The following is a 13,482-nucleotide window of genomic DNA, read 5'->3' on the forward strand; positions in this document are numbered from 1 at the left end:
CGCGGATGATCCGACAAATCAATGCCTTGACCATCCCCCCGCCCCGCCGCTATCATTCCGCGTTTTACAGATTTCCCCTCCGTTGGAGCCACACCCCATGTACGCGGTAATACAAACAGGCGGCAAGCAATATCGGGTCAAGGAAGGCGACTTCCTCAAGGTCGAGACCCTGACCGCCGAAGCCGGCCAAGAATTCGAATTCGACAAAGTCCTGATGATCCAGACCGACGATGGCGTCAAGGTCGGTCGCCCCTACATCGAAGGCGGCAAGGTCACCGCCACCGTCAAAGCCCATGGCCGCCACGACAAGGTCATGATCATCAAGTTCCGCCGCCGCAAGCACTACATGCGCCGCAACGGCCACCGCCAGAACTACACCGAAATCCAGATCACCGGTATTTCCGGCTAATCCCAGGAGGCAACGACAATGGCCCATAAGAAAGCAGGCGGCAGTTCCCGCAACGGTCGCGACTCCAATGCCCAACGCCTCGGCGTCAAGCGTTTCGGCGGCCAGCTGGTCCCGGCCGGCAGCATCATCGTCCGCCAGCGCGGCACCCATTTCCATCCCGGCGAGAACGTCGGCCTGGGCCGCGATCATACCTTGTTCGCGCTGACCGAAGGCCGCGTCGAGTTCAAGACCAAGGGTCCCTTGAACCGCCGTTTCGTCAGCATCGTCCCGGTGGCGGCGTCGGAAGGCTAAGCGCCTTCGGGCTCCACCCCTGTCCGGCGGAGAATGGAAAGCCTCGTCACCGACGGGGCTTTTTTGTCGGTATATTCCTATGAAATTCGTTGACGAAGCGGAAATCCGCGTGGAAGCCGGCGACGGCGGCAATGGTTGCGTCGGGTTCCGGCGCGAAAAATCCGTCCCGTTCGGGGGTCCCGACGGTGGCGATGGCGGCGACGGCGGCAACGTCTATTTGGTCGCCACCGAGAACCTCAATACCCTGGTCGATTTCCGCTTCCACTCGGTGTTCCGGGCGGAGCGCGGCCAGAACGGCATGGGCGGCAATTGCACCGGCAAGGCCGGGGCCGATTGCTTCGTGCAGGTGCCGAACGGGACCATGGTGTTCGACGCCGAGACCGACGAACTGCTGGGCGATTTGGTGGCGGCGGGCCAACAGCTTTTGGTCGCCAAGGGCGGCTGGCATGGCCTCGGCAACACCCGCTTCAAGAGCAGCATCAACCGCGCCCCGCGCCAATCCACTCCCGGCAAGCCCGGCGAGCAGCGCGACCTCCGGCTCGAACTCAAGCTCATCGCCGACGTGGGCCTCCTGGGGATGCCCAACGCGGGCAAATCCAGCCTGATCCGCGCCGTGTCCGCCGCCCGGCCCAAGGTGGCCGATTATCCCTTCACCACCTTGCATCCCAATCTCGGCGTGGTGCGGGTGGACGGGCAACGCAGCTTCGTCATGGCCGACGTGCCGGGCTTGATCGAGGGCGCGGCGGAAGGCGCGGGCCTGGGCATCCAATTCCTCAAGCATTTGTCGCGCACCCGCTTGTTGCTGCATCTGGTCGATGTAAGCCCGTATGAAAGCGAGGAAGGCCCGGTGGAATCGGCGCTCAAGGTCATCGGCGAACTGGAGAAATGGGGCGAGGGCATCGACGAGAAACCCCGCTGGCTGGTCCTCAACAAGATGGACGTGATCCCGGCGGACGAGGCCGATGCCCATTGCGCGGCCATCGTCGAGGCGCTGGACTGGGACGGGCCGGTGTTCCATATCTCGGCCTTGCAAGGCGATGGGCTCCAGGATTTGATGTACCGCGTGATGGATTTCCTGGAACAGGCCAAGGCGGAGGAAGCCGACGGGACCGGGACAGCGGAAGCAACGGAGGAGGCCGGGGACGATGCGGAACAGGACTGATTTCGCCCAGGCCCGGCGCATCGTGGTCAAGATAGGCAGCGCCCTCCTGACCGGCGGCGGGCGCGGGCTGGACCTCGCCGCCATCGGCCAGTGGGTGGCGCAGATCGCCGCGATCCGCCACGGCGGCACCGAAGTGGTGCTGGTGTCGTCCGGCTCGGTGGCCGAGGGCATGAGCCGCCTGGGCTGGAAAACCCGCCCTCACGCCCTGCACGAACTGCAAGCCGCCGCCTCCGTGGGCCAGATGGGCTTGGTGCAGACCTATGAATCGATGTTCCAACAGCACGGCCTGCACACGGCGCAAATCCTGCTGACCCATGATGATCTCTCCAACCGCCAGCGCTACCTCAACGCCCGCGGTACCTTGCTGACCCTGCTGGAATTGGGCGTGGTGCCGGTCATCAACGAGAACGACACGGTCGCCACCGAGGAAATCCGCTTCGGCGACAACGACACCCTGGGGGCCTTGGTGGCGAACCTGCTGGAAGCCGACCTCCTGGTCATCCTGACCGACCAGAACGGCCTGTACGAGCGCGACCCGACCCTGGACCCCGCCGCCCAACTGATCCACGAATCCAGCATCAGCAATCCGGCCCTGGGCGATATGGTGGGCGAGAGCCGCAGCGGCCTCGGCAAGGGGGGCATGATCACCAAGCTGCGGGCGGCGCGGCTGGCTTCGCGTTCCGGCGCGGCCACGGTCATCGCCTGCGGGCGCGAGCCGGAAGTCCTGCCCAAACTGATGCGGGGCGATGAAATCGGTACTTTCCTCATCCCGGACGAATCCCCATTATTGGCCCGCAAGCGCTGGCTGGCCGGGCAGCTCAAACCGAAAGGCCGCGTGACCCTGGACGCGGGCGCGGTCAGGATGCTCAAGGGTTCGGGCAAAAGCCTGTTGCCCATCGGGGTGACGGCGGTGGAGGGGGAATTCAGCCGGGGGGATTTGGTGGCTTGCGTGGACGGGGAGGGCGTCGAGGTGGCGCGTGGCCTGGTGAATTATGGCGCGGAGGAAACGCGCCTGATCCTGCGCCAGCCCAGTTCGCAGATCGAAAAGCTATTGGGCTATGTGGACGAGCCCGAACTCATCCACCGCGATAATCTGGTATTGGCTTGATCGATGGCCCGTGAGGCAGGGTCGGCGTGGCCTGCCTCGCGCCATCCTGTGACTTAGGCGGCGACCGCTTTGAAGGCCAGGGCCTTGACGCGGGCGTTGAGGCGGCTCTTGCTGCGGGCGGCCTTGTTCCTGTGGATCAAGCCCTTGTTCACGGAGGAATCGATGATCGGCACCGCGGCGCGGAAAGCGGCCTGGGCTTCTTCCAGGTTGCCGGCGTCCACGGCCAGGATCACCTTCTTGATGAAGGTGCGCAGGCGGCTACGCAGGGCGGCGTTGTGGGCACGATGCTTTTCGGATTGGATGGCGCGTTTTTTCGCGGAAGCAATATTAGCCAAGGCTGGAACCTCTATTCCGGTGGGTTTGGGAAAATTGGGTATTCTCTCCGCAAAGGCCAGGTGCGTCAACCTTGTCGAAGCCGGACCGCCCAGGCCGTGAACACCTTGGGCCGGTCGGGATCGAAGTCGGAAAGGATTGGCATTCCCGCGCCGCGACGTACAATGGGCTGCGGGAGGGACTCCGCGCTTGGGGCTATGGGCTAGGGCGCGGGATGGCCCTGGTTTCCTGCCCATCGCGCCTTGGACCGGGATGGATGGGCAAGGCCCGTATTAAGCATGACGAGGTCAATCGTGAAGGTATCCACGACATTCTCAAAAGCATTCTCTGGCTTGGGCCGGTGGCTCGGGGCCGGTTTGACCATGGCGGTCATGGCCTATGGCGGCTATGCCGGTTGGCAGGAGTTGGCACCGTTCGGGATCGAGATGCCGGAACTCGATGGCAATACCGCCACCGATCCGCGCACGCCCATCGAGGTCGAGGGCGTGGGACTGGGTACACGCCTGTCCGAGGTCGAGCTGCGCGACGAATCCGGCAAGCTGCTCAAGGGCAAGCTGAGCGATTCCGAATTCAAGCATGACACGCCCTTGGCCTTCGGCACCCGCTACACCCTCAAGGCCAGCGTGGAGCGGCCCTGGCTCGGCCAGCGCGAAACCCGGCAAATCAGCTTCGCCACGGTCGCCATCCCCAAGCTCGACGGTCCCGAACAACGGGCGCTGGCCCCGGATGCCTCGCTGGCGCTGAACTTCGACCGGCCCGTGGGCCAACTCGAAACCGAGGGCGATTTGCCGTTCACCATCGAACCCGCCACCAACCACCGCGATTTCCGTTTGATCGCCCGGAATTACGCCCAGAACAAAACCTATGCGGTGGAATTGCGGCTCAAGACCGCGACCGGCGTGCCGGTGCCGCCGGTCCATCTGCAAATCAGCACCCCGCCGCCCTTGACCGCCGAGATCAGCAACCACGGCCAGTCCAACCTGGGGCTGGCGATCCCCTTGCGGATCACCTTCGGCGAGTTGCTGGCCAACAAGGACGAGGTGGGCAAATTCGTCTCGGTCCATACCAAGGACGGCAAAGCCATCCCCGGCAAATGGCAGTGGCTCAACAAGCACAAGCTGCAATTCAGCCCGAACGGCGGTTGGCCCGCCTCCTCCGCCATCGAGGCCAGCCTCGATCCCAAGGGGCCGAAATCGGTGCTGGGCGGCGTCCTGGAAAAACCGCTGGTGTCCCATTTCACCACCGGCGCGGACAAGAAAATCCTGGTCTATCTCGATACCCAACGCGCCTTGGCCATCGAGAACGGCCAGGTGGTGAAAACCTTCGCCGTCAGCACCGGCAAGCCCAACACCCCGACCGTGACCGGCTCGTTCTACATCTACGCCCGCTTCCCGACCAAAACCATGCGTAGCCGCGCCAAGCCCGGCGAGAAAGGCCATTACGTGGTGGAGGACGTGCCCTACGCCCAATATTTCTACGAGGACTACGCCTTCCACGGCGCGTGGTGGCATAACGGCTTCGGCCACCCCGCCAGCCATGGTTGCGTCAACATGGCGACCCGCAGGAATAACAAGCGCTGGCCTAATTCCTCCGAGGACGCCGGCTGGTTGTACCAATGGGCCGCGCTGGGCGTGCCGGTCTCGGTCATGCCGCACGCCCCGGCCCAAACCCAGGTCGCGGCCAACGAAACGTCCGCGCCGACCCCCGCGGCCAAGCCCGCCGCCCGGAGCCAATAGCTACCCGTGGTTATTGGGTGGGCACACATGCCCACCCGGCTACGCGAACCGCCCGGCCCGCGCCCGCACCTCCGCGAAATTCCATTCCCTCAGCAAACGCCCGCGCTCCCACACGGTTTCCATGGCGTCGCGCCATTCGGGACCGGGCGGCTGGCCGTCCGCCAGCGGGAAGGTCGCGTATTCCCCGCTGCTATCCGAGCGGAACAGGGATAAACGCCCGGCCTTGGAGCGCTTGCCGGGATCGGTGACCGGGTCTTTGGACACCGGGAACCAGGCCGCGCCGCGCCGGATCGCCGAGCATTTCAAGGCGAATTTGAGGGTGTCCCGGTCCAGCCGTTGCAACAGCGCCCCGCCCATGCCGAAGGCGATGTTGTCGGCGGCGAAACCCAGCGCCTGTAGCCGCTCCAGGATGGCGGCGATGCTGTGGGCGTTGACCCCGTCGCCCTGGATGATGCGGACGTGCCGCAAGACCTTGTAGCCCTTGCCGTTCACGCTGGAGCCGAAACGTCCGTCCAGGATTTCCGCCACCTTCCCCACCACAGTCACCGGGTCGCCGGAATCGGGCCGGATCACCAGGGTCGCGCCGGATTGGATCACCTCGTCGCGCAAACTACCGCCCCAGAGATTGGCGACGGCGTTGAACACATCGTAACTGTCCGAGACCACCGAGAGCAGGGCACCCGGTTTGGCGAAATGGCGCAGCATATTGCGGTAGGCTTCGGCCTCGCCTTCGCGGCCCCAGGCGGTGATAGTGCTGTGTTCGGCGGCGGGGATGGAGAAACCGGCCATGGGTTCGCCATAGTATTCGCGGGCCGCCAGGATGCCGGACACCGTGTCCGTGCCCCGGAAATTGACCAGATGGGCGCAACCGCCGATGGCCGCCGATTCGCCGCTGGACACGCCCCGCGCCCCGAAATCGTGGAGCTTGAACGGCAATTGGCCCTCGGGATCGTCGGAGGTGGCGAGCAGGGCTTCCCGGATGACGCGCTTGATCTCCCAGGATTGGGTCGCGACCGTGATCGGATACCACACCCGTACCAGCAGGGTTTCCAGATGGGAAATGATCCAGTACACGCGGGGATCGGTGCATTCCACCGTGAACAGGGCGTTGTGGCCGGGAACCCGCGTGCCTTCGGGCACGGCCCGGATCGTGACCGGCGGATGGCCGCCGTGTTCGGCCAATATGTAGCGCCAACCGGCCTCGTCGAAGGGTTCGCCATGCGCCCGCCAGAATTCGGCGGCGGCGTCGATCTGCGCCGCCGTGATGGGCTTGGAGAGATATTCCTTGAGGATGATTTGCAGCCCGAAGAACACCGTGGCCGCGAACGCCCCGCCCCGCGATTCGAAATAGGAAAACATCCCGCTGGCGTCGGGCGGATATTGCAGGAAATGGCTGGATTTATAGGAGTCGGTGTTGAGCAACAGGTTGTCGAGCAGGTTCATCGGGTGATCTCCGGGAGTGGGAAGCGGCCCAGCGTTGGTCAGGGCGACAGTCTAGCCAGCTGTTTCCACCGGCCCAAGCGGAATCTGGCTCCGGTGAGGTTCCGGGCCACGCGGCGCTGTTGGAGTCCGAAGCCGGCTTTGGTAACGTCGATGTGCCCAAAGCCAGCTTTGGACTCCAGGTTGCGTCCTGTTTGAATCTTCCACTATAGGTATCCCCGTTGAGTTCTTCTCCCGGCAAGTTCGGTGCCTTGCGCCACCGCGATTTCACTTTGTTCCTCTGTGCCCGCTTCCTCGCCACCGTGGCCATCCAGATGCAAAGCGTGGCGGTGGGTTGGCAGGTCTACGCCCTGACCTCGGACGCCCTCGATCTCGGGCTGGTCGGCCTGGCCCAGTTCGCGCCCTTCGTGCCGCTGGCCCTGGTGGCGGGGCAGGTGGCCGACCGTTTCGACCGGCGGCGCATCGTCGCGCTGTGCTTCCTGGTGGAGATGCTGTGCGGCGCGGCTTTGCTCGCGTTCACCTGGGTCGGCTTGACGGTGGTGTGGCCGGTGTTCGCGGTGATGGCGCTGTATGGCTCGGTCCGGGCCTTCATGATGCCCGCCAGCCAGGCCGTGGTGGTCAACCTCGTGCCTGCCGAGGTGTTCGGCAATGCCGTGGCGCTGAATTCCTCGGTGTTCCAGGTGGCGGTGATCGCGGGACCGGCCTTGGGCGGTTTCCTCTATCTGGCGGGACCGGACGTGGTCTATGCCACCGTGACCGGCTGTTTGGCCACCGCCGCCTTGCTGATGGGCGGGGTCCGGGGCGAACCGAAAAAGCCGGGCGGCAACCCGCCTATGAGCCTGGATTCGGTACTGGAAGGGCTGCGCTTCGTGCGGTCGCGGCCCGTGATGCTGGGGGCGATTTCGCTGGATTTGTTCGCCGTGCTGTTCGGCGGGGCGACCGCCTTGCTACCGGCCTATGCCCGCGATGTGCTGCACGCGGGGCCGACCGGTTTGGGCTGGTTGCGGACGGCGCCGGGTTTGGGGGCCGCGTGTACGGCGCTGGCCTTGGCGTTCTGGCCGATCCAGCGCCATGTCGGCTTATGGATGTTCGGCGGCGTCGGTGTGTTCGGCGCGGCCACCCTGGTGCTGGGCCGGTCGGAGGATTATGCCGTGGCCCTGGCCGCGCTGGCCGTGATGGGCGCGGGCGATATGGTCAGCGTCTACATCCGCCATATGCTGGTGCAATTGGAAACGCCCGATGCCATCCGGGGCCGGGTCAGCGCGGTCAATTCGGTGTTCATCGGCGCGTCCAACGAACTCGGCGAATTCGAGTCGGGGCTGACCGCCGAATGGTTCGGGTTGGTGCCCGCCATCCTGCTCGGCGGTTGCGCCACCTTGGGGGTGGTGGGGGCGTGGATGTGGGGTTTTCCGGTCCTGCGCGGGATGGACATGTTTCCGCGTGGGGTCCGGGACATGCCCGAGTCCCGGCGCAAGCAGCCCCGGCAGGCCAAGCACAAGCAAAAGCGGCGGCGACGATAGCCGTCCGGGGTTTCCCCGCCAACCGCGCTGCCTGGGAAATAAAAAAGGCGTTGCCCCGCGGCAACGCCTTTTTGCGTAGGACAGCGATCCTTGGGGATCAATGGCCGTTCAGCAGGTAGTGGGTGAAGATGGCGGCGGCATAACCGGCGACGATGGCCGGGGTCCACTTCAGATGGCTGAAGAAGGTGTACATGCCGCGGGAAGTGCCCATCAAGGCCACGCCCGCCGCCGAGCCGATGGACAGCATGGTGCCGCCCACGCCCGCCGTCAGGGTGACGAGGTTCCACTGGTACAGGTCCATCTCCGGGTCCATGCTCAGCACCGCGAACATCACCGGGATGTTATCGACGATGGCCGACAGTACGCCGATCAAGATGTTGGCGGTGGTCGCGCCCAGGCCCTCGTACATGGCCTCGGACGCCAGTTCCAGATAGCCGATATAGCCGAGGCCGCCCACCGCGAACACCACGCCGAAGAAGAACAGCAAGGTATCCCATTCCGCATCGCGGACATTGTTGAACACGTCGAACTTGTCCTTGCCGGGACCGTAGAACACGGTCTTCAGGCGGTAACCGTAGAACATCAGGAACGAGAGGCCCACCATCATGCCCATGAACGGCGGCAGGTGCAGGAACTGCTTGAAGCTCACGGCGGTGATGATGGTCAGGCCGAACAAGCCGCAGATCACCAAGGCGCCGTCCTTCATCTGGACCTGCTCCTCATCGGTGGCGGTGGGCGCTTCGTTGGGGATGGCGAAGTGCATGATCGCCGCCGGGACCACGAAATTGACCACGGACGGAATGAACAAATGGAAGAAATCGAAGAACTCGGCCTTGCCCGCCTGCCAGACCATCAAGGTGGTGATATCGCCGAAGGGGCTGAACGCGCCGCCGGCATTGGCCGCGCTGACCAGGTTGACGAAGCCCAGGGCCACGAATTGAGGACTGTTGACGCCCACAGCCATCACCACCGCGCCGACCAGGAGGGCCGAGGTCAGGTTATCGGCTACCGAGGACAGGAAGAAGGTGATGATGCCGGTGATCCAGAACAGCGAGCGATAGCCGAACTGGCGGCGCACCAGCCAGGACCTGAGCGCCTCGAACACATTGCGCTCGGCCATGGCGTTGATATAGGTCATGGCGACCAGCAGGAACAGGAATAACTCGGCATATTCCTTGAGGTCGTGTTCGAACGCCTTGTGGACTTGTTCGGCGGAGACGCCATTGCTGGAAGCGAGATAGGCCACATGCGCCCAGATGATGCCTGCGGCCAGGATCACGGGCTTGGATTTACGGAGGTGGGTGAATTCCTCCGTCATCACGAAGGCGTAGGCGACGATGAACACCATGACGCAATAAAGGCCACGGTGGGTGCCGGTCAGGCCCAGGACATCCGATTCTTCGGCGGAGGCCAGTCCGGGCAGGAACAGCATTAGGGACAGTAAAAGGAAAGCGCGTATCAAAGCAAAGCCCTCTTGATGATTATTGGAAATGCGACCCGGTTGCTTTTGGGCAACGCGGCCCCCGGAAAAACAACGGGCCATTATATAGAAGGAAGGCTTTTGGGATGAACCGATCCGCGCCGTTCCGGTGCGGGCGGCGGGCCGGAAGTTGGGAAATGGAGTGCCACCCGAGGGCGCGGCCCGTCGATGGGGCCGGAATGATGGCCGGTCGGGGTTCAGGGCATTGGCGGTTCTTCGAGCGCTTTGCGGTAGACCTCGCAAAGGTCCAGCACACAGCCGATGGCGTCCAGCGCCACCTGGGTTTCCAAGCCTTCCGCCACCGTCAGCAACCAGCCTTCGTCGCGCCGGGCATAGCGCTCGATGCGCGGCTCGTCCTGGGCGACCAACAGGTATTCCCGTAGCGATTCGATGCGCTGGTATTCGGCGAACTTGGGGCCGCGGTCGTTGGCGGGCGAGAGGATTTCGATGAGGACGGTGGGATTGAGCAAGGCGTCGCCTTGGCGGTCCTCGAATTCGGCGGGACCGCAGACCACGGCGATATCGGGATAGCGGTAGCTGCGGGCCTTGGCGGGTTTGACGCGCATATCGGCGATATAGGCTTCGCAGGGGCGGTCGCGGAGTTGGTTGCGGAGTTCGCCCGCAATATTGTAGGCGATGAGTCCATGCGCCCGGCTCGCGCCGGTCATGGCGTAGATGCGCCCATCGACGTATTCGCTCTTGTATTCGGCGGCGCGTTCGAGGGCCAGATATTCCTCGGGGGAATACAGCTTTTCGGCGATGGCGGCGGACATGGCGGTTCTCCTGGGCTGCGGGGCGGGGATCATTGTAAGCCCGTGGGCGGGTGGGGCGTAGGCGTGGAATCCGTGGCGGCGCGCTTGGATGGATTTCATCGTTGGGACGGCTACGGTCCCATCGTCCAGGCGTCACGGGCTGGCGGCGGGTGGCGGGGCTTGGCACAATGGTGGACAGATTCGATCCGCCGGGAATGTGTCATGCCGCTATCCATCCTGCCCGTTGTCCGCGCCGTGAGGCTGTTCCCATGAACGCGCCGCCCCAGGTGTTCGTGTCCGCCACCAGCGGCGATTTGCGCAGCGTGCGTCAGTTGGTGAGCCAAGCCTTGTTGACCATCGGTTGCCATCCGGTCGAGCAAAGCCATTTCGGGCCGGATTACCGCGAGGTCCGCAAGATGCTGGGGGACCGCATCGCCGAATGCCAGGCGCTCATCCATATCGTCGGTTTCCGCTATGGCGCGGAACCCGACCCGGCCCGCTTACCACAAGGGGCCGAGCGCCGCTCCTATACCCAGATGGAATACGACCTGGGCCGCGAGTTGCAGCGGAAGCGCGGGGATGGGCGGTTCCGGGTGTATACCTTCGTCTGCCCGGAGGGTTTCCCGTTCGATGCCGAGCCGGAGGCCGAGGACGACGAGAAGCGCGGTCTGCAATCGGCGCATCGGCGGGCGATTTTGGGCGGGGAAATCCTGTACGAGACTCCGGCGGACCCTGCCGGGTTGGAGGCGCGGATCCATGCCTTGCGGGAGGAGGCGCGGCGCTTGCGGGTGGAGCATGACCGGCATCGGGGGACGATGTTGGCGGTGGGGGCGGTAATCTGCATCGCCTTGGGCTTGATCGGCTATGGCGTTTGGCAACTCCGCGACGATACCCGGACCCTGCACCAGCAAGGCCAGGAACAAACCCAACTGATGTTGGATGCCCGCGCCAAGCTGGAAGAAGTCATCGCCGCCACCCGCCAACAAGGCATTTCCCGCGAGCCGTTGACCCCGCAGCAGCGCTACGACCAAGCCTTGCAGGAAGTCGCCTTCAGGCATGACTTGAAACCCGACGAACTCCGCGCCGCCATCGATGCCTGGACCCACAAAGTCAAGGCCGATCCCAAATCCAGCCCTTATGACTTGGCCCTGGCCGAATATAAAGCCAATCATTTCGAGCAAGCCGCCACCCAAGCGGGCAAAGCCTACGATCAGGCGATGGAAGCCCGTGGGCAGGCGACCCAGGACGCCATCAAGGCGGCGCGTTTAGAGGGAAATGCCTATGAAGCCCAAGGCCATTACGACTTGGCCCTGGTGGCCTACCGCAAGAGCGCGGCCTTAACCGACAAGGTCAAAGAGCCGTTGGCCTGGGCGGATGAGCAAGAAAGGGTTGCCAAGATGCTGTTTTTCCTGGCCCGGCATCGAGAAGCCGAGCCGATCATGCGCGACATTCTCGCTGTGCGCGAACAGCATCTAAGCGCCCATCACCCGGACACCGCCCGTGCCCTCAACAATCTCGCGCAGTTGTTGCAGGCCACGAACCGGCTGGCGGAGGCCGAGCCGCTCATGCGTAGGGCGCTCGCCATCGACGAGCGGAGCTACGGGCCGGAGCATCCCGACGTGGCCCGCGCCCTCAACAACCTCGCGCAGTTGTTGCAGGCCACGAACCGGCTGGCGGAGGCCGAGCCGCTCATGCGTAGGGCGCTCGCCATCGACGAGCGGAGCTACGGGCCGGAGCATCCCGACGTGGCCCGCGCCCTCAACAACCTCGCGCAGTTGTTGCAGGCCACGAACCGGCTGGCGGAGGCCGAGCCGCTCATGCGTAGGGCGCTCGCCATCGACGAGCGGAGCTACGGGCCGGAGCATCCCGACGTGGCCCGCGACCTCAACAACCTCGCGCAGTTGTTGCAGGCCACGAACCGGCTGGCGGAGGCCGAGCCGCTCATGCGTAGGGCGCTCGCCATCGACGAGCGGAGCTACGGGCCGGAGCATCCCGACGTGGCCCGCGACCTCAACAACCTCGCGCAGTTGTTGCAGGCCACGAACCGGCTGGCGGAGGCCGAGCCGCTCATGCGTAGGGCGCTCGCCATCGACGAGCGGAGCTACGGGCCGGAGCATCCCGACGTGGCCCGCGACCTCAACAACCTCGCGCAGTTGTTGCAGGCCACGAACCGGCTGGCGGAGGCCGAGCCGCTCATGCGTAGGGCGCTCGCCATCGACGAGCGGAGCTACGGGCCGGAGCATCCCGACGTGGCCCGCGACCTCAACAACCTCGCGCAGTTGTTGCAGGCCACGAACCGGCTGGCGGAGGCCGAGCCGCTCATGCGTAGGGCGCTCGCCATCGACGAGCGGAGCTACGGGCCGGAGCATCCCGACGTGGCCCGCGACCTCAACAACCTCGCGCAGTTGTTGCAGGCCACGAACCGGCTGGCGGAGGCCGAGCCGCTCATGCGTAGGGCGCTCGCCATCGACGAGCGGAGCTACGGGCCGGAGCATCCCGACGTGGCCCGCGACCTCAACAACCTCGCGCAGTTGTTGCAGGCCACGAACCGGCTGGCGGAGGCCGAGCCGCTCATGCGTAGGGCGCTCGCCATCGACGAGCAGAGCTACGGGCCGGAGCATCCCGACGTGGCCATCGACCTCAACAACCTCGCGCAGTTGTTGCAGGCCACGAACCGGCTGGCGGAGGCCGAGCCGCTAAGCCGGCGGATGATCGTGATTTTCCTTAAATTCCAGCGGGCCACTGGACACAAGCATCCCAATTTGCGACAGGCTATCATCAACTACCGCCAACTCCTGCTAGCCCAACACCTGCCCGAAGCCAAAATCCAAACCCGCTTAACCGAAGCCGCCAAAGAAGCGGGCTACGGCGCGGCGGAATGGGCAACGATGCAAGCCAGCTTGGAAGGGGCGCGGGTCGTCGGCATCGTCCCCGGCAGCCAAGCCGAGCGCCTGGGCGTGCAGCCGGGCGACGCGATCATCCGCTATGCGGGCCAAAAAATCACCAGCAATGCCCGGCTGGTCGAATTGGTCGGCCAAGCCAAAGACCCCGCCATTCCCTTGACCCTGGTCCGCGACGGCAAACCCATCGACCTCAGCGCCCAACCGGGCAAGCTGGGCGTGCGGTTGCAATGACGGCGGCGGACCACGGCGTGGCGGAATAGTGGGACCGGACGGCGCGGCTGACAGGCCATGAATAGCGTTTCCCCCGCTGCGCTCCTATGATGGCAAACGGTATTCCCAAAATCATTC

The 13,482-nt window shown here is 64.7% G+C and carries 11 protein-coding genes; 7 read left to right on the top strand and 4 right to left on the bottom strand.

All coding sequences use genetic code 11. From position 1 onward, the window contains the following. The first annotated feature begins 97 nt into the window (after positions 1–97). The 4 genes from rplU to proB all read left to right on the top strand — a co-directional run bounded on the left by rplU (position 98) and on the right by proB (position 2,970). Positions 98–409: a 50S ribosomal protein L21 gene (gene rplU / locus K5658_RS05035; RefSeq protein ID WP_221065879.1), complete on the top strand. Its 312-nt coding sequence runs from the start codon at positions 98–100 to the stop codon at positions 407–409. Between the two features lie 18 nt (positions 410–427). Further along, positions 428–700 carry a 50S ribosomal protein L27 gene (gene rpmA, locus K5658_RS05040; protein WP_221065880.1) on the top strand — a complete coding sequence of 91 codons (273 nt, stop codon included), beginning with the start codon at positions 428–430 and terminating at the stop codon, positions 698–700. Positions 701–779: 79 nt separating this feature from the next. After that, a complete protein-coding gene (gene cgtA / locus K5658_RS05045) occupies positions 780–1,862 on the top strand; it encodes an Obg family GTPase CgtA (protein WP_221065881.1) in 1,083 nt (360 codons plus the stop codon). Then, positions 1,846–2,970 (top strand): glutamate 5-kinase, encoded by a 1,125-nt coding sequence (gene proB / locus K5658_RS05050; RefSeq protein WP_221065882.1) that lies wholly within the window; start codon positions 1,846–1,848, stop codon positions 2,968–2,970. The genes cgtA and proB overlap by 17 nt, the downstream gene beginning before the upstream one ends. Before the next feature lie 53 nt (positions 2,971–3,023). Here the strand turns inward: proB and rpsT are convergent, their stop codons facing one another. Continuing rightward, positions 3,024–3,305: a 30S ribosomal protein S20 gene (rpsT, locus tag K5658_RS05055; protein WP_221065883.1), complete on the bottom strand. Its 282-nt coding sequence runs from the start codon at positions 3,303–3,305 to the stop codon at positions 3,024–3,026. Positions 3,306–3,635: 330 nt separating this feature from the next. On the opposite strand from rpsT, the gene K5658_RS05060 reads away from it, so the two are divergent. Then, the gene (locus tag K5658_RS05060) at positions 3,636–5,039 is read left to right on the top strand and encodes a L,D-transpeptidase (RefSeq protein ID WP_246628569.1); all 1,404 of its coding nucleotides are present in this window, start codon (positions 3,636–3,638) and stop codon (positions 5,037–5,039) included. A gap of 39 nt (positions 5,040–5,078) precedes the next feature. Here K5658_RS05060 and K5658_RS05065 read toward each other — a convergent pair whose 3' ends face one another. Beyond that, the gene (locus K5658_RS05065) at positions 5,079–6,482 is read right to left on the bottom strand and encodes a nicotinate phosphoribosyltransferase (protein ID WP_221065885.1); all 1,404 of its coding nucleotides are present in this window, start codon (positions 6,480–6,482) and stop codon (positions 5,079–5,081) included. A 218-nt stretch (positions 6,483–6,700) separates the two neighbouring features. Here K5658_RS05065 and K5658_RS05070 point away from each other — a divergent pair, with 218 nt between their 5' ends. After that, entirely contained in the window at positions 6,701–7,999 is a 1,299-nt protein-coding gene (locus K5658_RS05070) for an MFS transporter (RefSeq protein WP_221065886.1), read from the top strand. Positions 8,000–8,096: 97 nt separating this feature from the next. On the opposite strand, the gene nhaD is transcribed toward K5658_RS05070, so the two are convergent. Then, a complete protein-coding gene (gene nhaD, locus K5658_RS05075) occupies positions 8,097–9,431 on the bottom strand; it encodes a sodium:proton antiporter NhaD (protein ID WP_246628570.1) in 1,335 nt (444 codons plus the stop codon). Between the two features lie 245 nt (positions 9,432–9,676). Beyond that, positions 9,677–10,252: a Uma2 family endonuclease gene (locus tag K5658_RS05080; RefSeq protein ID WP_221065888.1), complete on the bottom strand. Its 576-nt coding sequence runs from the start codon at positions 10,250–10,252 to the stop codon at positions 9,677–9,679. 248 nt (positions 10,253–10,500) lie between these two features. Here K5658_RS05080 and K5658_RS05085 point away from each other — a divergent pair, with 248 nt between their 5' ends. Next, a complete protein-coding gene (locus K5658_RS05085) occupies positions 10,501–13,365 on the top strand; it encodes a tetratricopeptide repeat protein (RefSeq protein WP_221065889.1) in 2,865 nt (954 codons plus the stop codon). Positions 13,366–13,482: the final 117 nt, after the last annotated feature.

Origin of the sequence: Methylomagnum ishizawai (genome assembly GCF_019670005.1) — a bacterium.
Taxonomy (GTDB): Bacteria; Pseudomonadota; Gammaproteobacteria; order Methylococcales; family Methylococcaceae; genus Methylomagnum; species Methylomagnum ishizawai.

Bases quoted from the DNA above. Each gene is read 5' to 3' on its own strand.
- rplU (WP_221065879.1), top strand. From the start codon at position 98: ATGTACGCGGTAATACAAACAGGCGGCAAGCAATATCGGGTCAAGGAA.
- rpmA (WP_221065880.1), top strand. From the start codon at position 428: ATGGCCCATAAGAAAGCAGGCGGCAGTTCCCGCAACGGTCGCGACTCC.
- cgtA (WP_221065881.1), top strand. From the start codon at position 780: ATGAAATTCGTTGACGAAGCGGAAATCCGCGTGGAAGCCGGCGACGGC.
- proB (WP_221065882.1), top strand. From the start codon at position 1,846: ATGCGGAACAGGACTGATTTCGCCCAGGCCCGGCGCATCGTGGTCAAG.
- K5658_RS05065 (WP_221065885.1), bottom strand. From the start codon at position 6,482: ATGAACCTGCTCGACAACCTGTTGCTCAACACCGACTCCTATAAATCC.
- nhaD (WP_246628570.1), bottom strand. From the start codon at position 9,431: ATGCTGTTCCTGCCCGGACTGGCCTCCGCCGAAGAATCGGATGTCCTG.
- K5658_RS05080 (WP_221065888.1), bottom strand. From the start codon at position 10,252: ATGTCCGCCGCCATCGCCGAAAAGCTGTATTCCCCCGAGGAATATCTG.
- K5658_RS05085 (WP_221065889.1), top strand. From the start codon at position 10,501: ATGAACGCGCCGCCCCAGGTGTTCGTGTCCGCCACCAGCGGCGATTTG.